Source organism: Alcaligenes nematophilus, from assembly GCF_026344155.1.
In the GTDB taxonomy this organism is placed as follows: domain Bacteria; phylum Pseudomonadota; class Gammaproteobacteria; order Burkholderiales; family Burkholderiaceae_B; genus Alcaligenes; species Alcaligenes phenolicus.
The window spans coordinates 405,127-426,204 of record NZ_JAPKMZ010000002.1 but is presented as its reverse complement, the minus strand read 5'-3'; the positions used below and the strand labels follow the sequence as shown (position 1 = coordinate 426,204).

The window sequence follows — 21,078 nt, the reverse complement described above, 5'->3', positions numbered from 1 at the left end:
AAAGGGTGTGCTGTCTGGGGGGACTTGGCGGTAAAAAAAAGCGGGCCGCAGCCCGCTTGCTGGATGTCCCGGTCGTACTGGCTTGATATCTGGAAAAAATCAGTCCGGACGGGAGCATCCTTGAACCGATCTTATTGACCAATCTCGTAGTTGGCCATGATTTCCAGAGCGCGGACCATGGCGGAGTGGTCTTGTGCGGCGCCACCGTGGGCGGCGCAGGTGTTGAACAGTTCCTGTGCCGTTGCGGTGTTGGGCAGAGCCACGCCCAGCTGGCGCGCCGTGGTCAGGGCCAGGTTCAAGTCTTTCTGGTGCAGTTCGATGCGGAAGCCTGGATCAAACGTGCGCTTGACCATGCGCTCACCGTGAACTTCCAGAATACGGGAGTTTGCGAAACCGCCCATCAGCGCTTCACGAACCTTGCCCGCATCGGCACCGGCCTTGGAGGCCAGCAACAGGGCTTCGCCCACGGCTTCAATGGTCAAGGCCACGATGATCTGGTTGGCCACTTTGGTGATCTGGCCGTCGCCGTAGCTGCCGACCAGGGTGATGTTCTTGCCCATCAGTTCAAACAGGGGCTTGACCTTGTCGAAGGCTTCCTGCTTGCCGCCGACCATGATGGTCAGCGAGCCAGCCTTGGCACCGACTTCGCCACCGGACACAGGAGCGTCCAGGTATTCGCAGCCCAGCTTGACGATGCGCTCGGCAAAGTCTTTCGTGGCCACGGGGGAGATGGAGCTCATGTCCACCACGATCTTGCCAGCGCTCAGACCGGCGGCAATGCCGTCTTCGCCAAACAGCGCATCTTCCACGTGCGGGGTGTCGGGCACCATCGTGATGATGATGTCAGCCTGACGGGTTACTTCGGTGCCGTTGGCGCAAACGGTGGCGCCAGCTTCTTTCACGCTTTTGGGGAAGTCACCACGGGTGTAGGCAAAAAGCTCATGACCACCTTTGATCAGGTTGACGGCCATGGGTGCGCCCATGATGCCCAAACCAATAAAACCGATTTTAGCCATTGTGTAATCTCCTAATAATTATCTGCAGGTATTCGACGATCAGGCAGTGACTTCAGTCAGTTCAGTCATCCAGCCCAGGCCATCCTTGGTCACGCCGGCGGGCTTGTACTCGCCGCCGATCCAGCCCTGGTAGCCAATGCTGTCGATGTACTTGAACAGCCAGGCGTAGTTGATCTCGCCTGTGCCCGGTTCGTTGCGGCCTGGGTTATCCGCGATCTGGATGTGTGCAATCTTGTCCAGGTGCTTTTTCATGGTGGCAGCCAGCTCGCCTTCCATGCGCTGGGCGTGGTAGACGTCGTACTGGATGAACAGATTGTCCGAACCCACGTCCTGCAACAGCGCCGCGGCCTGTTCGGTACGGTTCAGGTAGAAACCTGGAATGTCGAAGGTATTGATGGGTTCAACCAGCAGGCGCAGGCTGGCGTCTTTCAACTTGGCGGCAGCAAACTGCAGATTGCTGACCAAGGTCTTGTGAGCCAGTTCGCGGTCTGCACCTTCGGCCAGCTTGCCAGCCAGGCAGTTGACTTGCTTGCAGCCCAGCGCGGTGGCGTATTCAATGGCACGGCCTACGCCGTCCTGGAATTCACCCACGCGCTCGGGCAGGATTGCAATGCCGCGCTCGCCGCCGTCCCAGTCGCCCGCAGGCAGGTTGTGCAACACTTGGGTCAAACCGTGTTGTTGCAGTTTGTCAGCCAGCTGCTGTTTGTCGTAGGCGTAGGGGAACAGGTACTCCACTCCCTTGAAACCAGCTTCGGCCGCTGCCTGGAAGCGATCCAGGAAGTCGTGCTCGTTAAACAGCATGGTCAGGTTGGCGGCAAATTTTGGCATAGTGCTACTCCGTTTTTTAAATCAGCAATCAGTCCATCAGCGAGATGGCGGTGGGGGCGTCGATACCCGCTTCGGCCAGGGACTCGAATTCCGTCACATTATGCAGTTCGGTACCCATGGCAATGTTGGTGACGCGCTCCAGGATCAGTTCGATCACAACCGGCACGCTGAACTCTTTCATCCATGCGCGAGCCTGTTCAATGGCGGGCTGGATGTCTTCGGGTTTGTGTACGCGGATGGCCTTGCAACCCAGACCTTCCACCACGGTGATGTGATCCACACCATAACCTTCGGTTTCAGGGGCGTTGATGTTGTCAAAGGCCAGTTGTACACAATAGTCCATCTCAAAGCCGCGCTGTGCCTGACGGATCAGACCCAGGTAGGCGTTGTTGACCAGAATGTGCAGGTAAGGCAGCTTGAATTGTGCGCCTACGGCCAGCTCTTCAATCATGAACTGGAAGTCGTAGTCGCCCGAAATGGCTACCACTTCGCGATCGGGGTCAGCCGCAACCACACCCAGTGCAGCAGGAATCGTCCAGCCCAATGGGCCTGCCTGACCGCAGTTGATCCAGTGACGTGGTTTGTACACGTGCAGGAACTGGGCGGCAGCAATCTGCGACAGGCCAATGGTGCTGACGTAGGTGGTCGAAGGGCCAAAGGCGCGGTTCATTTCTTCGTAAACGCGCTGAGGCTTCAGGGGCACGTTGTCGAAATTGGTCTTGCGCTGCAAGGTGGCCTTGCGTTTCTGGCAGTCGGCTACCCAGGCGGCGCGGTCGCGCAGCTTGCCGGCAGCCTTGTACTCCTTGGCCACTTCAATGAACAGCTTCAGTGCAGCGCCAGCGTCCGAGGCAATACCCAGATCAGGCCCAAATACACGGCCAATCTGTGTCGGCTCGATGTCCACGTGCACGAACTTGCGGCCTTCGGTGTAGACGTCTACGGAACCGGTGTGGCGGTTGGCCCAGCGGTTACCGATACCGAATACAAAGTCCGATGCCAGCAAGGTCTGGTTGCCGTAGCGGTGCGAGGTTTGCAGGCCAACCATGCCAGCCATCAATGGGTGATCGTCGGCCACAGTACCCCAGCCCATCAGGGTCGGGATAACGGGTACGTTGACCAGCTCGGCAAATTCCTGCAGCAGCTCGGATGCGTTGGCGTTGATGACGCCGCCACCGGATACGATCAGCGGACGCTCGGAAGTGTTCAGCAGTTCGATGGCTTTTTCAGCCTGGGCACGGGTGGCAGCAGGCTTGTAGGCTTCCAGCGGGGAGTAGGTATCCAGATCAAATTCGATCTCGGCCATTTGCACGTCGATAGGCATATCGATCAGCACAGGACCAGGACGGCCAGAGCGCATGATGTGGAAAGCCTGCTGGAACACGCGCGGGATCAGATCGGGTTCGCGCACGGTGACGGCCCACTTGGTCACGGGCTTGGCAATGGATTCAATATCCACAGCCTGGAAGTCTTCCTTGTACAGGCGGGCACGAGGGGCCTGGCCGGTAATGCACAGAATTGGGATCGAGTCAGCCGATGCGGAGTACAGGCCGGTGATCATGTCTGTGCCAGCGGGGCCGGAAGTACCGATACATACGCCGATATTGCCGGGATTGGCACGGGTAAAACCTTCGGCCATGTGGGAAGCGCCTTCCACGTGGCGGGCGAGAATGTGATCAAAGCCACCTTCCTTGCGCAGTGCGGAGTAGAAGGGGTTGATTGCGGCGCCAGGCACGCCAAATACGGTGCTCACGCCTTCTTTACGTAAAATCGCGGCGGCGGCGTCCACTGCTCTCATTCGAGCCATTGATATCTCCTAGATCATCGTTTGACGAAATTCACAACTCGATAATAAGGAGTGATAGCCCTGCCTAGAAATGGTGGTACGATTGTTTCTATCGATACTTGGAGTATTGAATGAGCCGTTATACCGAAATTCGAAGTTTTGCGCTGGTCGCTGAAAAAGGCAGTTTTGCGGCTGCGTCCGTGATCGAAGGCGTTACCCCGGTGGTGATGGGTAGGCGCCTGGATGCCTTGGAGCAGAGACTGGGAGTGCGTTTGATGCACCGGTCCACGCGCGGGCTGACGTTGACTGATCTGGGCGAGCAGTTTCTGGAGCAGTGCAAACAAATTCTGAAGGACTTTGAAGAGGCTGAAGCCAGCATCAGCGCCCAGCGTAAAGTGGTGCGCGGGCACCTGGTGGTATCGGCTCCGGCTGCCTTTGGGCGCCGTCATGTGGCACCGCATGCCTTGTCCTTCAAGAAGCGTTACCCCGAGCTGAAGCTGTCTTTCAACTTCACCGACAGTGTGGTGGACCTGGTGCGCGAAGGTTATGACATGGCCTTGCGTATTGGCGAGGTCACTGACCCCAACTATGTGGCGGTACGTCTGTATCCGAACCGGCGTGTGGTGTGTGGTACGCCCGAGTATTTCGAGCGTCACGGGGTGCCGCGCGTACCGGAAGATCTGGCTCGTCATAACTGCCTGGCGTTCAATTTGCAGGGTGGGCAGCAACGCGGTTGGACCTTCTTGCGGGATGGTCGTCCTTTGGCGGTACGGGTTGATGGTGATCTGGACTGCAATGACGGTGAATTGCTCTTTAATTGGGTCAAGCAAGGTTGGGGGATTGGCTGGCGCTCCACCTGGGAAATTCAGCCAGAACTCAAGCGAGGCGAGCTGGTGACGGTGCTGAATGAGTTCGAGATTCCCAGCTACGACATCCAGGCGGTGTATCAGCAACAGCGTTATCTGCCAGCCAAAGTGCGACGTTTTATCGACTATTTGCGAGCCATCTACAACACCCCGGGTTATTGGGACGGCGAGGTGCAGTTCTAACTGCTTTGATCTTCTGAATAAAAAAACCGCTTCGAAAAGCGGTTTTTTTTATGCTGCATGGCGCTTAGAAGTGCCATTCCACTTGTACGGTGGGGGCGCTGGTTTTGATGCCAGGCTTCAGGTTGCCGTTCGCCATATAGCGATTACCGAACTTGTTGTACCAGTACTCGTAGCCAATACCCACCCACAGGGTGTTCTTCTTGTCGAAGGCCACTTTACCCACGTCAGCCATCAGGGAGGTACGGACCAGCACTTCAGACTTGGTGCTGATGCCTGCGTAGTCGTCACCTTTGGGGCCGGCGTAGTTGGCAAAGCCCTGGAACTTCAGCGGGACCGAACCCACATCGAAGGGCAGGTTCCAGTTCAGGCTGGCCAGAAACTGGGTGTGGAAGGAGCTGCGACTGTCCGGGCAGGCGGGAGCACCCAGACCGCAGTGGTTCCATTCCTTACCCACCATCAGGCTCAGGTCTACAAAACCTCGGGGGACATCGAATTTGAAGGTCGGGCCCAGCACCAGCAGGCGTTTGCGAGGTGCAAAGGCAGTGTTCTTGGTGTTCAGGTCAAAGCCTGCAGTAATGGCCACATCTTTCACGGGACCAAAGCTCAGATCCTTGTCGAATACCTTGCCCATGGAGAGCTGGTGACGGTAGGTGGCGTAGAACTCGGTGGCGCCATTGCTGCCATTGCCGCTGGACGGGTCGTAGCGATCCGACTGCAGAATATCCAGGTTAAAGAAGTTCTGGCCCAGGCTGTAGCCGTTAACGTGTGTCAGGCTCAGGATGTGCTTCTGGATAGTCCGATCGTTCATCGGCTCGGTGTATTGCGTGCTGAAGCGGTAGCCTAAAAAGGTGTCGCTCCAGTCGGCTGCCAAGGCGGGGCTGGACAGCAGTGGGGCGGCCAGCAGGGCGTATGCCCAGCGAGCAGGGTGTAGCTTTTTCATGGTGTCTCCTCTTTGTTTGAGCGCAAGCAGGTCCTTGGGATCTGATGTCCCTTACGGCCTGCGGCCTTAGTTTTCTTTGAGTGGGTGTTACTGACCTTGCTTAGATTAATTATGGACAGTCGATACTTTTATGAAGGTACTGCGGAAATTTGAACAGCCGCCCATTTCAGGCAGGGCGGCTGATCAAAAAGGGGCTTAGCCGTTTTGCGAGGCCAGGTGATTGCCGCTGTCTTCAGTCGCGTTTTGAGCGGCGGCCTGTTTGCGGGCCTGGGTAGCAGCGGTGGATTCAACGGTGTGACCTTGGTCGGCGTATTTTTCCATGCCGTTGAAAAACAGGTTCAACAAGATGGCAGATACGGCAGCCAGCAAGATTCCGCTATGCAGCAAGGGAGCCAGAGCAGGGGGCATCTTGTCCAGCAGGTGCTCGGCAACCAGGGGAATCATGCCAAAGCCCAGGCTGATGGCCACGATATAGGGGTTGTAAGGGTTACGGTTCAGGTTGGCCGACATCAGGATCTTGATGCCGGTAGCGGCCACCATGCCGAACATCACAATGCCAGCACCGCCCAGAACGTAGTTGGGGATGGAGGCCACAATGAAAGCCATTTTGGGGAACAAGCCCAGCATGATCAGGAAGGCACCGCCCATGACACATACCCAGCGGCTGCGCACGCCGGTCACGCTGACCAGGCCCACGTTTTGCGAGAACGAGCTATGCGGGAAGGTGTTCATGATGCCGCCCACCAGGGTACCCAGACCGTCGGTACGCAGACCGCGCACCAGCGCTTCTCGGTCGGTAGGACGGCCGCAGATGGAACCCAATGCCAGGAACATGCCCAGAGACTCAACCATGATCACAACCATGATCAGGGACAGGACTGCCGCTGCGCCCAGCAGGGCCCAGCTGAAAGTAGGCACGCCAAAGTGGAATGGAGTCACCACCGCAAACCAGCTGGTCTGATCCAGACCTTCAAAGGTGATGCGACCCATGGCCAAAGAGACAAAGAAACCGACCAGCAGGCCAATCAGCACTGCCACGTTTGCCAGGAAACCGCGTGCAAACTTGGTGATCAGCAGGATCACAGTCAGCACCATCAGGGCAATGCCCAGGTTTTCCAGCGAGCCGTATTCGGGGTTGGGGATGGACAGGCCGGTGGCGGCGTCAGTAATAGTAGGGGAGCCGCCGCCGATCCAGTTCAGACCCACGCGCATCAGCGTCACGCCAATCACGGTAATGATGATGCCGGTCACGACCGGGGGGAACAGGCCCATCAGACGGCTAAATACCGGAGCAATCAGAATACTGAAGATACCGGCCAGAATGGTGGCGCCGAAAATACCGGGCAGGCCCAGTTGCGGATCCAGGCCAATGGCGATCATGGGGCTGACCGCTGCAAAGGACACGCCCATCATGACGGGCAGTTTGATACCGAACATACCCAGGCCACGAGCTTGGATGATGGTGATCAGGCCACAGCACAGCAGGTCGGCATTAATCAGGAATGCGATCTGTTCCTTGGACAGGCCCAAGGCCGCACCAATGATCAGGGGGACAGCAACTGCGCCCGCGTACATCACCATGACGTGTTGCAAACCAAGGGTTGCTAGGCGCCCCGTTGGTAGGCGTTCGTCTACACCGTCACAAGCAGCAGGTGTGGACACTTCTGGGTTGGCGGACATCCGGGTCTCCTTATTAATACGTTATGCGCAGCCGATGCCTGGGCCGCGTAAGCATAAAGTTATCGGATGGGCCGTATCACTGGAAGGCAGTACGGCTTGATAAGTAGAATACGTAAAAGCGTATGGCAGGCTGATGCTGACAGGGGGGAAAGGATATAAGCCCTGTAGATGGGGCCTGTGTTCAGGCCACGCCCTAGCAGATTCCTGCTTTTTTCATGCATTTTTCAGTGCTAGGGGTATTGCCCACCTAGTCCGTCCTGAAAATCTATGTTAACAGCCTCCAAACTACTGTTTGATTTACGTTTGAAGAGCCGTTAAGGTGCTGAAAGATATAAAAAAAGCGGCCCTGTGGCCGCTTTTTCATGGGTCTGAGTTATTTGTCCGACCACAGGACGCCGGCCGTGGCCCAGTCCTCGCGTTTGACGTCGGTAAAGACCACGTCGACGGCCTCCGGGGTACAGCCAAGCACGCGACAGGCTTCTTTAGTCAGGGCCTGGGCGAGCTCACGCTTGATTTCCACGGGACGGCCGTCGAATAGTTGTACGTTAATAGAAGGCATAAAAGCTCCGTAGGGGTGGAAAGGGTCTTAGCGGCAAAAATCCGGCTCGCTCTGATAGAGCTTGCGCAGCAAGGCTGGCCATTCTAACAAGCCCTCTGGCTCATCCCCGGGTAAAAGCTGGCGATGTGTCAAATCCAGCACATCCGTCGGGGGCAGGTGCAGTTGCGGGCTGGCAGCCATGGCCGAGAGCTGAATGCGACAGGCGCGCTCCAAGGCATCCATCAGGACATAAGCTTCGGCAACAGTACGGCCACAGGTCAGGGCGCCGTGATTGCGCAAGAGCAGGGCGGGATAGGAGCCTAATTGCTTGAGCAGGGCCTCTTGCTCCTGGGGCGGGAAGGCCAGACCGGCATAGTCGTGATAGCCAATATCCTGCCAGAACCGCATGGCGTGTTGCGATAGAGGCAGCAGTCCACAGGACAGAGCCGAGACGGCAATCGAGGCATCTGTATGTAAGTGGATGACACAGTGTGCATCCGCTCGGGCGCGGTGAACGGCGCCGTGAATGGCAAAACCGCTGGGGTTGGCACGACGGCCTGTGCCGTCCACAACCTGGCCCTGGGTATCAATCAAGAGCAGATTGGAAGCGCAGATTTCATCAAAGCGCAAACCGAAGGGATTGATCAGGAAAGTGTCGTCGTGGCCGGGCAGGCGCAGGGAAATATGGGTGTAGATGATATCGTCCCAGCCCTGGCGGGCCGCCAGCCGGTAGGCGGCGGCCAGATTGACACGGGCGCGCCAGTGCTCAGGATCAATATCGGCCGGACGATGGGCGTAAATGGCCGCTATGTCCGGCGTGATGGGACAGGACTGGCTCACGCTGCTGTGGTTTCCAGTTCAGCAATGATGGCTTTTTCTTCCAGCTGAATCACATCGCAGTTGTCGCCGGGACCTTTGCGGTCAATCACGATGAAGTCGGCCACTTGATTCAGTGCCATCAAGGGGTGGTGCCAAACGCCAGTTGCGTAGTTCACGCCCTGGTCGCCACGGGCCAGGAACAGGCGTAGATCGCTTGCCTTGGGAGTCGGGCCAGCAGGGGCCACAATCACCAGATACGGTTGGCCGGACTGCGGAATGAAGGCCTGGCTACCTTTGGGGTGGCGTTCCATCATTTCCACGGTAAAGGGCAGGGTGCGTGGCTGACCACGGAAAATGGACACAATCGCGTGACCGTCTGCACCCGGCTCGATCTTGGCCAGGTCGTGGTAGCGCTCGGTATTGCCTTCATTGATGGTGAAGTGCTGAACCGTGTCGGAGGCCTCGATGACATCACCAAAGGGGGCGAAGGCTTCGGCTGTCAGGGTTTCCAACTTCAATGTGATTGTCATGGTAGAGGTCCTTGGTAGGGCAGACCCGCGTGGGGCTGAAAGCAGCCGCGCCACGAAGGGTCAGAGGAAACAAAGGGCAGCGTGCCCGCAGGCTGGCGCTACCCCGTGAACTGGATGGGTCAACAAGACCCGGCAGGCAGCAAAATCAGCCCAGCAGCGCATCCAGACGGAAACGGGCAATCTTGCCGATTTCAGTCAGACAAGCTTGAAACTCGGTTTCAGCACTGTTGTTCAGACGAGCTTCTACTGTATCCATGATTTGGTAACGGCTCAAACCCTTGACGGCAATCACGAAGGGAAAACCGAAGCGCTCACGGTATTGGGCATTCAGACCACGCAGACGGGCCAGCTCTTCGGCCGAACACTGATCCAGGCCGGCGCCACGTTGTTCGCCTGTCGATGCGGTGGTCAGTGTCCCTTGCTCGGCTTCTTTACCAGCCAGCTCGGGGTGAGCACAGATCAGGTTCTTCTGTTCTTCGTGCGATGCTTCTTGGACCACTTGCACCATGCAGGCGTGCAACTGATCCACGCTTTCAAAGGGACGCTGGTTCCAGCTACGCTCAGGGACCCAGGGGGAATGTTCAAAAATACCTTCGAGCTTGTCCACAAATTGGCTCTGATCCAGGCTGGAGAGTTCGGTGAGCGCCTGTGTGGTGGTAAGGGTTTGAGTAGTCATGTGTCAGTCCGATTATCTAAGCGTAAATAGTGCGAGCCGAGGCGGCTCCAGGACCAGGCCTGGAGGCCGTTTTATCAAGGGTAGTGGGTGGGCGTTTACACGGTATGTTTGATTTATTCAAACCCTTATAAACCACCGCCTGTGGGCTATGATTTTCTTATATGGGACCAGTTTAAGTTTTCTGTTTATAAATAAAATAGAATTAGGCGTATAAATGATATATGCCATCTCGTATTGTGCATGTATGTCATTATCATGCTGGAAAAAAGCGTAAGAAGGAGAGAATAAGATGGCCGCCCGACGTGGGGATAACCCGCTTGATACCTATCTCTTGAGGGTATTTTGCTTACTCGTTACCGAGCGCAGCGTCTCGCGTACCGCGTTCAAAATGAACCAGTCGCAGCCTGCTATCAGTGCGGCCTTACGACGCTTGCGTGACATTATTGGCGATCCTTTGCTGGTACGCGAAAAAGGGGGCATGGTGCCTACCGAGCGCGCCATTGGCCTGCTGGCCCACGCTAAAGGAGCTCTGGCCGAGATCGACTGTATGGTTAATGCACCCGACAGTTTCGACCCTCAGGTAAGTCGCAGTGAGTTTCATATCGGAGCGCCAGATTATCTGGCGCCTGTCTTTATTGGTGGAGTGGTCGAGCGCATGCGTCGCGAGGCACCGGGGGCACGCTTGAATCTGCATTCTCTGGATGCCAGCTTTGATTTTGAGCGTTCTTTGGCGGAAGGCGACCTGGATATGGTCATTGGGAACTGGCCCGAACCGCCCGATCGCATGCATCTGTCCGTGCTGCTGGAAGATCAGATTGTCTGCCTGGTAGCGGCAACGCACCCCTTGGCTCGCAAGGGGCTGACCATGGATGATTACGTGCGGGCGCGCCATGTGGTGCCCATGCCGTATTCCATCAACCAGCGCGGTGTCATCGATACAACCTTGGCGACCTTACGTATTCAGCGTGATGAAAGCGTGGCGGTGCAGTCCTTTTCGGCAGCACCGTATTTGCTACAGAATACAGACCTGATTTTTACGACTTCGCGTCATTTCGCCGAGTTTTATTGTCGACTATTGCCCCTGGCGATTCTGGAGGCCCCGCTGGAGTTTCCGCCCATGCGCTTTTATCAGCTCTGGCATGAACGTAACCGGCATTCGCCCAGCCATCGCTGGTTACGGCGACTCCTGACCGAGTGCGGTAATCAGCTGGCCTCGACAGAACCGTTGCCGCAACCCGATTCCTGAGCCCCAATCCCGCAAAATACTTGCTTTCGGGCTCGCGCTCGGGCAAATTAGCGAGCTACTCCTGCCTACACGAAAGTGATACGGGACTTGACGGAAATTGTTGCATTTAATGCGACTGGTCACGGACACAAGCCGGAAGGCAGGTTGATAATGTGTAGTTCCTAACCTAGCAGGTGTTTTGCGGTGTCTTTACCTCAGATGGGGGAGTCTCTTACCTGGTTGTATATCTGTGTCGTGGCTTTTATGGTCGGCGGGCTGATCGTGGCCTCCGAACGTTGGCATGGCCGTCTGACCGGGGACAGCGACCTTAGTAAACCCCAAGCGTCCCATTCTCGTCCTACCCCGCGTGTGGGTGGTCTGGCCGTGGTGGCAGGCAGTTTGGCTGGCTTGCTGGTCCTTGGGCCCAGCAATATGACACTGACCTGGCTGTGGCCAGTCTTGTTTCTGGCTGCCATGCCGGTATTTGTGGCGGGCCTGGTCGAGGACATCACCAAGGACGTAGGTTCCCTGAAACGCTTGCTGGCCGCTTTCCTGTCGGCCGCGATTGCCTGGTGGTTGCTGGGCGGTGTGTCGCGTGTTGGGGTGAGCTGGGCTGATTGGGTTCTGGGTTTCTGGCCCATTTCGCTGCTCTTTACCATGATTGCGGTAGGCGGCTGTACCCATGCCCTGAATATTATTGACGGTATGAATGGCCTGGCCGGCATGATCGCCACCTTGATGGCGCTGTCCCTGGCTCTGGTGGCCTTGCAGGTGCAGGACATTCCGATTTTCCTGATTGCCGCCTCGCTGGCGTCGGCCACCCTGGGCTTTCTGGTATGGAACTTTCCTTTCGGACGGGTCTTTCTGGGGGATGGGGGCGCATATTTCCTGGGCTTCATGCTGGCTGAACTGGCTGTGCAACTGGTGGTGCGCAACCCCAGTGTGTCGCCGTTTTACGCCTTGGCCGTGCTGTTTTACCCTGTTTTTGAAACCATGTTTTCGATCTGGCGTCGCCGTTTCAAACGCGGTGTGCCTGTGGATCAGCCGGACGCGCTGCACCTGCATCAACTGGTGTTCCGTCGTCTGGTGCGTTCCACGTTCAGTCGTGACAGTGGCGGAGCCTTGCCCGCGTTTTGTAATGCCATGACCTCGCCGTACCTGTGGGTGCTGGCCCTGATCGGTTTGGTGCCGGCCACGATCTGGTGGGACAATACCTGGGCTTTGTGTGCCAGCATGCTGGCCTTCTCACTGGTTTATATCTGGCTCTATTCCCGTCTGGTTTCGTGGCGTCGCCCTTCCTGGCTGCTGCTACCCTCGGTACGGCGGCGGATAGATCGGGACTGATACTGTCAGGCGTTCAAGATTATTCCTTGCGCATAGCGCTAACTGGAGAATGAAGTTGCAACTTGAGAATGTGAAACTGGCCGTCATCGGCTTGGGATATGTCGGTTTGCCTTTGGCTGTAGAGTTTGGCAAAAAGCGTTCCGTTATTGGTTTTGACATTAACGCGCGTCGTGTCGCCGAACTCAAGGAAGGGGTAGACCGCACGTTGGAGGTCGAGAGCGAAGAACTGGCCCAGGCCAGTGGCTTGAGCTACTCCTGCGAGGCCGATGAACTGGCACAGGCCAATGTGTTCATTGTGACCGTGCCCACGCCTATCGATGAATTCAAGCAGCCTGATCTGACTCCCCTGGTCCGCGCTTCCGAGACCATCGGTAAAGTGCTCAAGCGTGGTGACATTGTGGTTTATGAATCCACGGTTTACCCCGGCGCGACCGAAGAAGTGTGTGTGCCTGTGCTGGAGCAAGTGTCGGGCCTGCGCTTTAACGAAGATTTCTACGCGGGGTACAGCCCGGAGCGTATCAATCCGGGCGACAAGGAACACCGAGTTTCCACCATCAAGAAAGTGACTTCCGGCTCAACCCCCGAAGTCGCTGAATTGGTCGACGCCTTGTACCGCGAGATCATTGTGGTGGGTACCTTCAAGGCCAGCTCCATTCGTGTGGCAGAAGCGGCCAAGGTGATCGAGAACACCCAACGCGACGTGAACATCGCCCTGATCAACGAATTGGCTCTGATCTTCAACCGCCTGGGCATCGATACGCTGGACGTGCTGGAAGCGGCGGGCACCAAGTGGAACTTCCTGCCTTTCCGTCCCGGTCTGGTAGGCGGCCACTGCATTGGTGTGGACCCCTACTACCTGACCCACAAGGCGCAAGCCATTGGCTACCACCCCGAGATCATTCTGGCTGGCCGCCGTCTGAACGACTCCATGGGCGGCTATGTGGCCTCCCAACTGGTTAAAGCCATGACCAAGCGCCGCATTCAGGTGCAAGGTTCGCGCGTCCTGTTGCTGGGTCTGGCCTTTAAAGAAAACTGCCCGGACCTGCGTAACACCCGCATCGTCGATATCGTGCATGAACTCAAGCAATACGATGTTCACGTAGATGTATACGATCCATGGGTTGACCCTAAAGAAGCGCAACATGAATACGGTATTACTCCGGTTGAAACTCCTAAAGCGGGTGAGTACGACGGGGTGATCGTGGCTGTAGCCCACAAGCAGTTCAAGGAACTGGGTGTGGAGGGTGTGCGCCAATGGGGCAAGCCCGAGCATGTGCTCTACGACTTGAAGTATGTGTTTGATCGCGAACAATCCGATCTGCGTCTTTAATTTTGGAAAGCATTATGAGCGCTGCATTTGAACAGGCGAGCCAGCAACTGCGTAATCAGCCTAAAACCTGGCTGGTTACGGGTTGTGCCGGCTTTATCGGTTCCAACCTGCTGGAAGCCCTGCTGAAAATGGATCAGCAGGTGGTAGGTCTGGATAACTTTGCAACCGGCCATCAATACAATCTGGACGAAGTGCGCGATCAGGTTGGTGCCGAGCGCTGGGCTCGTTTTCGCTTTATTGAAGGCGATATCCGCAATCTGGATACCTGTCGCGAAGCTGTTAAAGGCGTGGACTATGTGCTGCACCAGGCCGCTTTGGGGTCGGTGCCTCGTTCCTTGAACGATCCGCTGACTTCCAATGAGGTCAACGTGAACGGCGCCTTGAACGTGATGGTGGCTGCGCGTGACGAACAGGTTAAAGCCTTTGTTTATGCGGCTTCCAGTTCTACCTATGGCGACCATCCCGGTTTGCCCAAGGTGGAGGATACGATTGGTCGTCCACTGTCCCCCTACGCCGTCACCAAGTTCGTGAACGAGCTGTATGCGGACGTGTTTGCCCGTGCCTATGGCTTTTCCAGCGTGGGCCTGCGTTACTTCAATGTATTTGGCAAACGTCAGGACCCCAATGGTGCTTACGCTGCGGTGATCCCCAAATGGGTATCGGCCATGATCCAGAACCAGGATGTGCAAATCAATGGGGATGGCCAGACCAGCCGCGATTTCTGCTTTATCGACAACGTTATTCAGATGAATATCCTGGCCGCCGTGCAGCAAAAACCTGCTGTGGCCGAAGTCTATAACGTGGCCGTCAATGCTCGTACCAGCCTGAACGAGCTGTTCGAGCACTTGAAGCAGACCTTGAGTGCAAATGGTGTGAACTACACCAAACAGCCCATCTATGCGGACTTCCGCGCGGGCGATGTGCTGCACTCTCAAGCCGATATCACTAAGGCTCGCACCCAATTGGGTTACGAGCCGACTCACACGATTTTGCAGGGCCTGAACACAGCCATGCCCTGGTACGTGGCGTTTCTGAGTTGATTTGGGCCAGCCTGAAAGCACGTCTGTCTAGTTTGCATGACGACCACCGTCGCATCGCCCTGGGGGCGATGCGGGTGGCGTTTTTTCTGTTGCTGGGCAAGGCAGCGGGCGCTTTCAAAGAAATGGCGGTGGCTTATCGCTACGGTGTGAGCGATGTAGTCGATGCCTATCAGTTCACGATGGTCATGGCCAATTGGCTGCCAGTGACAATCGTTGGCTCCATGTCCGTTGTGCTGATTCCCGTTCTGGTGCGCTTACATCGTCTGGAACCGGCAGCGCGCAGCCGTTTTCTGGGTGAACTCAAGGCCTGGTGCATTGTGCTGGGCTGCGTGCTGGGTGCATTGATCTGGATTAGCTGGCCCTGGGTGCTGCAATGGACGGGACAGGGTTTAAGCCCTGCAGTCCATGAAATGAGCCAGGAACTGCTGTTTGCCTTTGCGCCAGCGGCGGTTCTGACCCTGATGATTGGCCTGAGTGCCGCCCGTTTGCGGGCGCATGAGCGTCACATCAACACCTTGCTGGAAAGTGTTCCTGCCTTTGTCATCCTGATCTGGGTGCTGGCCGCAGGCGCCAATGCCGGCATTGGCCCCTTGTTGTGGGGCACCTTGCTGGGCATGACGATCCAGGCCGTGTGGCTGATGATTCTGGCTTCTCGGGCTGATCAGATCTGGGCTCGTCCCACGATCAGCTTGCGTGCCGAACAGTGGCCGGATTTGCTCAAGGCCGCCACGATCATGCTAGTGGGGCAGGTTGCCATGAGCTTTGTCGGCCCTATCGACCAATATACGGCGGCCAATCTGGGCGCGAATGCCAACGCGACCTTGGGTTATGCCACGCGCTTGCTGGCCTTGGTTCTAGGTGTGGGTGCGGCCTCTGTAGGTCGTGCTGCCTTGCCTGTGCTGGCTGATATTCAAAGTCGGGGCGATAACGCCCGTGCTCGTTCCATGGCCTTGAAATGGTCGGTCATGATGTTGGCGGCTGGTGGAGTAGCGGCGGCCATCGGCGTCCTGCTGGCTCCTTGGGGCGTGGCACTGCTGTTTGAGCGTGGCGCGTTTACCGCGCAGGATACGGCCACCGTCGCCCAGGTTTTTAGCTGGGGACTGGTGCAACTGCCTTTTTATTTTGGGGTGCTGATTCTGGTGCAGCTATTGGCCAGTCAGAACCGTTATAAATCCATGGCAATTATTGCCGTGATCAATTTTTTGGTGAAAGCGGCCCTGAACCCGATTCTGGCGGCGCGCATGGGTCCGTCGGGCATCATGCTGGCGACCAGCCTGATGTATGCGGCTTCTTTCACTTGTTATTTCATCTTGGCTTTGAAGCCAGCCAGTGCCTTTGCGCCTGGTTCGCAGGAATAGGAAAACGTGCACAGTCATTCGGGAGTTCGCCCTCATATCATGCTGCTTATCCACTCTTTGGGTGGGGGCGGGGCAGAACGTGTCGCCGTCGATTTAAGCGCAGCCTGGGTGGCGCGCGGCTATCGAGTGTCTCTGGTGACGCAGGCCGGCCGTGACAAAGACGCGTATACCGTAGCAGAGGGCGTAGAGCGCCACGTGCTGGGAACGGCAGGCAGCAGTCGTGGCCGCCTGGATGCCTTGTGGAAGAACTGGCGGCGCGTGAGCCGGGTGCGATCCCTGATACGCAAGACCAAACCCGATGTGGTTCTGGGCATGATGACCACTTCCTCGGTACTGGCCATTTCTGCCGCCAAAGGCTTGCCCTGCAAGGTGATTGCTACCGAGCATACGCATCCGCCCTCCCAATCCTTGTCCTCTTTCTGGCAAAAAGCCCGTTTGCGTACCTATCCGCAAGCTCATGCCGTGATCGCGCTGACTGCTGGTACTGCAGACTGGTTGCGCGAGCATGTGCCCGGCAGCCAGGTTCAGGTAATTCCTAATGCCGTACGCTGGCCTATGGATAGTGCCGAGCCTGTCGTGCCGGTGCCCGAACTGCCAGAAGGCCGCAAACGTTTGCTGGCTGTGGGGCGACTGCACCCGGTTAAAGGGTTTGACACCCTGATCGAATCCTTTGCCATGTTGTCCAACTATTTCCCGGACTGGGACTTGGTGATTCTGGGCGAAGGCGAGCAGCGTGCTCCTCTGGAAGCACGAATTGAAGAGTTGGAGCTGCAAGAGCGGATTCAGCTTCCCGGCCGCGTCGGCAATATGGCGGACTGGTACGAGCAGTCTGATCTGTATGTACTCAGCTCCCGCATGGAAGGCTTGTCCAACAGCCTGCTGGAAGCCATGGCCAGCGGTTTGACCGCGGTTGCCTTTGATTGCGATACCGGCCCGCGCGAGATTATCCGTGCCAATATTGACGGCGTCTTGGTACGCCCGATTGAAGACGTGGAAGCCCTGGCAGCCCATTTATCCGACCTGATGTCCAACGACGACAAGCGTCAGCGATTGGCGCGCCGCGCCACGGATGTGCGCGATCGTTTTTCCTCGGCCCGAGTTCTGGCGCTATGGCAGCAAGTGTTGGAACAGTGCTTGCGTCGGCCTTAAAATGGCGCTTTGCCTAGTGCCAGCAGGCCCAAGCTACCCGGTCGATGAGCCCACGGAGGCCCAGTGAATATTCTGTTTTTCGTCAGCTCCCTGAACGCAGGCGGCGCCGAGCGCGTCGCTTCCACCCTGGCCAATGCCTGGGGTTTGCGGGGCGATCAGGTCACCCTGGTGCCTACTTATAGTGGAGGAGGCAGCGCCTTTTACCCTATTGACTCCAAGGTGGAACTGGTGTGGCTGGCCCATCGCATGCGCGGTAGCTGGTTGCCCAAACCCTTGGCCAAGCTGCACGCCATGCGCAAGCTGGTGCATGAAAAACAGCCTGATGTCATCGTGTCTTTTCTGACCAATGTGAATATCAATGTGTTGCTGGGGCTGGGCGGCATGGGCGTCCCTATTGTGGTGGGTGAACGCACCAACCCGGCCTTTAGCAGCAGCGCAGGCAAGCTGCTGCAAAGCCTGCGCCGCCGTCTGTACCCCAAGGCGCAGGTAGTGACTGTGCAAACCCGAGCCAGTGTGGCGGCGTTCCAGGCCATGGTGCCGGGCATGAAGCAGGTCATGGTGGTTCCCAACCCCTTGCCGCAGGCCTTGAATGCCGTGCAGCGCGAGGTGCGGGTGGAGGAGAACCGTCACTGCACCTTGATGGCCATGGGGCGTCTGGTGCCCTCCAAACGTTTTGATGTCTTGATCCGCGTATTTGCAGGCCTGGCCGCCGAGCATCCGGAATGGAAATTGAAAATCTGGGGTGATGGCCCGCAGCGAGCCCAATTGGTGCAGCAGATTGCCATGTCCGGCGCGGGCGATCGTATCGAACTGGCCGGCAAGACCGCTGAGCCCTGGCAGGAAATGGCGCGCTCCCATGCCTTTGTCATGACTTCGGAAGTAGAGGGCTTTCCGAACGTGTTGCTGGAAGCCATGGCCATGGGCCTGCCCGCCGTGACGGTTGATTGCCCCAGCGGCCCGCGCGAAATCAGTTCCGATGGCAAGGATGCCCTGCTGGTGCCGGTAGGGGATGAAGGTGCCTTGACTGCCGCCCTGGCCGAGCTGATGGGGGATGGCGTCTTTCGGGGCGTCTTGGGCCGTCGTGCCGCTGCAGCGGTGCGTCAGCGTTATGAACTAGAGCAGGTTTTGCTTAACTGGGACCAGGTCTTTCAGGCCGCCCGTGGCGGTATCGAAGAGGGAGCCAAAGCATGAGTGCAATGCAGCCAAGGTCGTTGAATCAGGAAACAGACGCCGTGGATGACAAGCTGGAGAAAGTAACGCCGCCTTTGCGAGTCGTGCATATTATTGCGGGACTGGGGCAGGGTGGGGCAGAAACCGTCTTGTTCCGCTTGGTGACGGCACCCGGTCAAGATACCGAACATATTGTGATTTCTCTGGGCGAGGAAGACGTTTTTGGGCCGCAATTGCGGGCTGCAGGCGTTCCTTTGTACTGCCTGCACATGCACTCGCCGCTGGGCTTTTTGAAAGGTCTGCGATCGCTGACGCGCTTGCTGCGCGATTTGCAGCCCGATGTGGTGCAGACCTGGATGTATCACTCCGATCTGATCGGTGGTGCCGCAGCGCGACTGGTCGGCATTCCGGCTGTGTCCTGGGGTATTCGTAACTCCGGCGCGAATCTGTATCAAGGCAGCCCGAAAGCTCGTATGGTGGCCTGGCTGTGCGCCCGCCTGTCACGCTTTATTCCCAATTTGATTGTGTCCTGCGCAGAAAATGCCGCCCGACGTCACAAGCAGTGGGGTTATCGTGCGGACATCATGAAAGTGATTCCCAATGGCTACGATCTAAGCCGTTGGCACCCTGACCCGCAGGCACGTGAAGAAGTGCGCGAAGAATTGGGCCTGTCACTGGATACGCCTGTCATTGGCAGTGTGGCCCGCTGGAATCCGCTTAAAGATCATCCCAATCTGCTGGCCGCCTTAGCTCGCAGCCTGCACCGTCATCCGGGCTTGCGTTGCCTTTTGATTGGCGACGGCATGGACAGCAATAACGAAACCTTGATGCGCTTGCTGGATCAGCATCAGTTGCGCGAGAGCGTCATCCTGATGGGACGACGCAGCGATGTCCCTCGCCTGATGAATGCGCTGGACGTGCATGTCTTGTCCAGCTCGGCAGAAGGTTTTCCCAACGTGGTCTGCGAAGCAATGGCTGCGGGGGTGTCCAATGTGGTCACCGATGTGGGTGATGCTGCCTTGATCGTCGGTAATGAGGGCTGGATTGTACCCCCCAGCAATGCTGAAGCCTTGGCAGGCGCGATCAATAGCGCGGTTGATGAACTGGGTGCACCTTCCTGGCAGGCTCGTCATGAGCATGCGCGTGAACGGGTTGCCCGCCTGTTCTCCCTGGAAGGCATGGTCAAGAATTACACGCAGGCCTGGAAGACCTTGACGGCGCAGTATCCCCCCAAGCGCAAGCGCAGCCGTCAGGCCTTGAGTGCCTTGACGGACGAAACCAGCAAGAAAACGAGCATGCTGATGTTCGTGGTCAATAACCCCGCTTTTTTCCTGTCACATCGTTTGCCTTTGGCGCAAGCCGCTCAACGTGAGGGTTATGACGTGCATGTCGCCACCATGGACGGCCCGGCGGTTGCCGAGATCGAGCGTCACGGCCTGCATCACCATGCTTTGCCCATGACACGCAGCGGGACCAACCCCTTGCAAGAGCTGCACACCATTTGGGCTTTATGGCGCTTGTTTCGCCGTGAGCGTCCGGAGCTGGTGCATGCGGTCACCATCAAGCCGGTTCTGTATGGAGGGATTGCAGCGCGACTGGCCGGCGTGCCTGGTTTTCTGGCCGCTGTATCCGGGCTGGGCTATGTATTTACCAAGCGCGACAAGTCCTTTGATCCGGTGCGCTGGATTGCCCTGCAGCTTTACCGCATTGCCTTGGGACATCCGAATAGCCGCGTGATTTTCCAGAACAGCAATGACCGTGATGTCTTGCTGGAAGACCGTGTTGTCAAACGCGATCAGTGCGTCCTGATTCGTGGCTCAGGCGTGGACTTGAATCAGTTTCAGGCTTTGCCAGAGCCCGAAGGCCCGCCCGTTGCCCTGATGGTATCGCGCCTGTTGGTAGATAAAGGTGTGCGTGAGTTTGTTGAAGCTGCACGCATCAGCGCTGCTCAAGGTAGCCCGGTTAAATGGGTACTGGCTGGCAGTCCCGACCCCGGTAATCCGGCCAGTATCAGCGATCAGGAGTGGCAGAGCTGGCAAAAGCAGGGCGTGGTGGAGTGTCTGGGCGAACGTAGCGATATTGCGCAGCTTTACGCTCAATCACACATTGCCGTGCTGCCGTCCTACCGTGAGGGCCTGCCTAAGTCCTTGGTAGAAGCCGCAGCCTGCGGGCGCGCGGTGGTTACAACGGATGTACCCGGTTGCCGTGATGCCATCGAACCTGGCGTGACCGGTGTGCTGGTGCCAGTGCGTAATGCGCAGGCATTGGCGGCGGCTGTGATGGACTTGGGTGAAGATACGGCCAAGCGGCAAGCCATGGGGGCGGAAAGCCGCCGTCTGGCTGAAGAGGCTTTTGATATAGGCCGCATCAGCGAGGCTCATCTGGATCTGTATCAGTATTTGAGCCGTTAAGGCTTTGACTGCCTGGGGCTTGGGCCAAGGCATAAAAAACGGGCTGAACTGCTTGCTGTGACTTAGGGTTGAATCCAAGGTTTCAGAGGCAGTGCAGCTCTTTTTTTATCGCAGTGCTGCCCCAAGGCTAGTCGTCCCGGTAAAAAGTGCCCCCTTGGGGGACAGCAAGCCAAAGTTGCCGCGTGGAGGCAT

Annotated in this window: 18 protein-coding genes and 1 pseudogene; 10 read left to right on the top strand and 9 right to left on the bottom strand. The window is 57.3% G+C overall.

All coding sequences use genetic code 11. The features are described from left to right. Window positions 1–131 precede the first annotated feature (131 nt). Genes OSH04_RS07080 through gcl form a run of 3 tightly spaced genes read right to left on the bottom strand, consistent with a single transcriptional unit; the run spans window position 132 to window position 3,648 of the window. Entirely contained in the window at window positions 132–1,016 is an 885-nt protein-coding gene (locus tag OSH04_RS07080; RefSeq protein ID WP_203145114.1) for a 2-hydroxy-3-oxopropionate reductase, read from the bottom strand. 39 nt (window positions 1,017–1,055) lie between these two features. After that, window positions 1,056–1,844: a hydroxypyruvate isomerase gene (hyi, locus tag OSH04_RS07075; RefSeq protein ID WP_266108171.1), complete on the bottom strand. Its 789-nt coding sequence runs from the start codon at window positions 1,842–1,844 to the stop codon at window positions 1,056–1,058. A gap of 28 nt (window positions 1,845–1,872) precedes the next feature. Further along, a complete protein-coding gene (gene gcl / locus OSH04_RS07070; protein ID WP_266108170.1) occupies window positions 1,873–3,648 on the bottom strand; it encodes a glyoxylate carboligase in 1,776 nt (591 codons plus the stop codon). 110 nt (window positions 3,649–3,758) lie between these two features. Here gcl and OSH04_RS07065 point away from each other — a divergent pair, with 110 nt between their 5' ends. Further along, window positions 3,759–4,676: a LysR family transcriptional regulator gene (locus OSH04_RS07065; protein ID WP_026485032.1), complete on the top strand. Its 918-nt coding sequence runs from the start codon at window positions 3,759–3,761 to the stop codon at window positions 4,674–4,676. Window positions 4,677–4,740: 64 nt separating this feature from the next. Here OSH04_RS07065 and OSH04_RS07060 read toward each other — a convergent pair whose 3' ends face one another. The 6 genes from OSH04_RS07060 to uraD form a co-directional block, all read right to left on the bottom strand. After that, window positions 4,741–5,616, bottom strand: a complete 876-nt coding sequence (locus OSH04_RS07060; protein ID WP_266108169.1) for a hypothetical protein — start codon at window positions 5,614–5,616, stop codon at window positions 4,741–4,743. 195 nt (window positions 5,617–5,811) lie between these two features. Then, a complete protein-coding gene (locus OSH04_RS07055; RefSeq protein ID WP_060186274.1) occupies window positions 5,812–7,296 on the bottom strand; it encodes a nucleobase:cation symporter-2 family protein in 1,485 nt (494 codons plus the stop codon). Window positions 7,297–7,669: 373 nt separating this feature from the next. After that, complete coding sequence (locus tag OSH04_RS07050) at window positions 7,670–7,855, bottom strand: 4-oxalocrotonate tautomerase (protein ID WP_009461108.1); 186 nt, start codon at window positions 7,853–7,855, stop codon at window positions 7,670–7,672. Between the two features lie 27 nt (window positions 7,856–7,882). After that, window positions 7,883–8,674, bottom strand: a complete 792-nt coding sequence (locus OSH04_RS07045) for a class II aldolase/adducin family protein (protein WP_022983252.1) — start codon at window positions 8,672–8,674, stop codon at window positions 7,883–7,885. Then, a complete protein-coding gene (locus tag OSH04_RS07040) occupies window positions 8,671–9,183 on the bottom strand; it encodes an ureidoglycolate lyase (RefSeq protein WP_035271249.1) in 513 nt (170 codons plus the stop codon). The genes OSH04_RS07045 and OSH04_RS07040 overlap by 4 nt, the downstream gene beginning before the upstream one ends. Window positions 9,184–9,328: 145 nt before the next feature. Beyond that, the gene (gene uraD, locus OSH04_RS07035) at window positions 9,329–9,859 is read right to left on the bottom strand and encodes a 2-oxo-4-hydroxy-4-carboxy-5-ureidoimidazoline decarboxylase (protein WP_035271248.1); all 531 of its coding nucleotides are present in this window, start codon (window positions 9,857–9,859) and stop codon (window positions 9,329–9,331) included. A gap of 289 nt (window positions 9,860–10,148) precedes the next feature. Between uraD and OSH04_RS07030 the strand changes: the two genes are divergently transcribed. The 9 genes and pseudogenes from OSH04_RS07030 to OSH04_RS19695 all read left to right on the top strand — a co-directional run bounded on the left by OSH04_RS07030 (window position 10,149) and on the right by OSH04_RS19695 (window position 20,886). Next, window positions 10,149–11,105 carry a LysR family transcriptional regulator gene (locus OSH04_RS07030; RefSeq protein ID WP_009461103.1) on the top strand — a complete coding sequence of 319 codons (957 nt, stop codon included), beginning with the start codon at window positions 10,149–10,151 and terminating at the stop codon, window positions 11,103–11,105. Window positions 11,106–11,303: 198 nt separating this feature from the next. Next, window positions 11,304–12,428 (top strand): MraY family glycosyltransferase, encoded by a 1,125-nt coding sequence (locus OSH04_RS07025; RefSeq protein ID WP_009461102.1) that lies wholly within the window; start codon window positions 11,304–11,306, stop codon window positions 12,426–12,428. A gap of 49 nt (window positions 12,429–12,477) precedes the next feature. Then, window positions 12,478–13,758, top strand: coding sequence for a Vi polysaccharide biosynthesis UDP-N-acetylglucosamine C-6 dehydrogenase TviB (tviB, locus tag OSH04_RS07020; protein WP_022983251.1), 1,281 nt, complete (start codon window positions 12,478–12,480; stop codon window positions 13,756–13,758). A 14-nt stretch (window positions 13,759–13,772) separates the two neighbouring features. Next, window positions 13,773–14,798 (top strand): SDR family oxidoreductase, encoded by a 1,026-nt coding sequence (locus OSH04_RS07015; protein WP_022983250.1) that lies wholly within the window; start codon window positions 13,773–13,775, stop codon window positions 14,796–14,798. After that, window positions 14,795–16,156 (top strand): murein biosynthesis integral membrane protein MurJ, encoded by a 1,362-nt coding sequence (murJ, locus tag OSH04_RS07010; protein ID WP_035271247.1) that lies wholly within the window; start codon window positions 14,795–14,797, stop codon window positions 16,154–16,156. Before OSH04_RS07015 ends, murJ begins: the two co-directional genes overlap by 4 nt. Before the next feature lie 39 nt (window positions 16,157–16,195). Further along, on the top strand, window positions 16,196–17,305 hold the full coding sequence (locus tag OSH04_RS07005; protein ID WP_009461099.1) for a glycosyltransferase family 4 protein: 1,110 nt from the start codon (window positions 16,196–16,198) through the stop codon (window positions 17,303–17,305). A gap of 63 nt (window positions 17,306–17,368) precedes the next feature. Further along, complete coding sequence (locus tag OSH04_RS07000; protein WP_266108168.1) at window positions 17,369–18,496, top strand: glycosyltransferase family 4 protein; 1,128 nt, start codon at window positions 17,369–17,371, stop codon at window positions 18,494–18,496. Then, window positions 18,493–19,563: pseudogene (locus tag OSH04_RS19700) on the top strand (glycosyltransferase family 4 protein); the annotation flags it as partial. The gene OSH04_RS07000 and the pseudogene OSH04_RS19700, both read left to right, overlap by 4 nt. Window positions 19,564–19,770: 207 nt before the next feature. Then, window positions 19,771–20,886, top strand: coding sequence for a glycosyltransferase family 4 protein (locus OSH04_RS19695; protein WP_031232434.1), 1,116 nt, complete (start codon window positions 19,771–19,773; stop codon window positions 20,884–20,886). Window positions 20,887–21,078 lie beyond the last annotated feature (192 nt).

Coding starts and splice junctions, on each gene's coding strand:
- OSH04_RS07080 (WP_203145114.1), bottom strand. CDS start 1,016: ATGGCTAAAATCGGTTTTATTGGTTTGGGCATCATGGGCGCACCCATG.
- hyi (WP_266108171.1), bottom strand. CDS start 1,844: ATGCCAAAATTTGCCGCCAACCTGACCATGCTGTTTAACGAGCACGAC.
- gcl (WP_266108170.1), bottom strand. CDS start 3,648: ATGGCTCGAATGAGAGCAGTGGACGCCGCCGCCGCGATTTTACGTAAA.
- OSH04_RS07065 (WP_026485032.1), top strand. CDS start 3,759: ATGAGCCGTTATACCGAAATTCGAAGTTTTGCGCTGGTCGCTGAAAAA.
- OSH04_RS07060 (WP_266108169.1), bottom strand. CDS start 5,616: ATGAAAAAGCTACACCCTGCTCGCTGGGCATACGCCCTGCTGGCCGCC.
- OSH04_RS07055 (WP_060186274.1), bottom strand. CDS start 7,296: ATGTCCGCCAACCCAGAAGTGTCCACACCTGCTGCTTGTGACGGTGTA.
- OSH04_RS07050 (WP_009461108.1), bottom strand. CDS start 7,855: ATGCCTTCTATTAACGTACAACTATTCGACGGCCGTCCCGTGGAAATC.
- OSH04_RS07040 (WP_035271249.1), bottom strand. CDS start 9,183: ATGACAATCACATTGAAGTTGGAAACCCTGACAGCCGAAGCCTTCGCC.
- uraD (WP_035271248.1), bottom strand. CDS start 9,859: ATGACTACTCAAACCCTTACCACCACACAGGCGCTCACCGAACTCTCC.
- OSH04_RS07030 (WP_009461103.1), top strand. CDS start 10,149: ATGGCCGCCCGACGTGGGGATAACCCGCTTGATACCTATCTCTTGAGG.
- OSH04_RS07025 (WP_009461102.1), top strand. CDS start 11,304: ATGGGGGAGTCTCTTACCTGGTTGTATATCTGTGTCGTGGCTTTTATG.
- tviB (WP_022983251.1), top strand. CDS start 12,478: ATGAAGTTGCAACTTGAGAATGTGAAACTGGCCGTCATCGGCTTGGGA.
- OSH04_RS07015 (WP_022983250.1), top strand. CDS start 13,773: ATGAGCGCTGCATTTGAACAGGCGAGCCAGCAACTGCGTAATCAGCCT.
- OSH04_RS07005 (WP_009461099.1), top strand. CDS start 16,196: ATGCTGCTTATCCACTCTTTGGGTGGGGGCGGGGCAGAACGTGTCGCC.
- OSH04_RS19695 (WP_031232434.1), top strand. CDS start 19,771: ATGCTGATGTTCGTGGTCAATAACCCCGCTTTTTTCCTGTCACATCGT.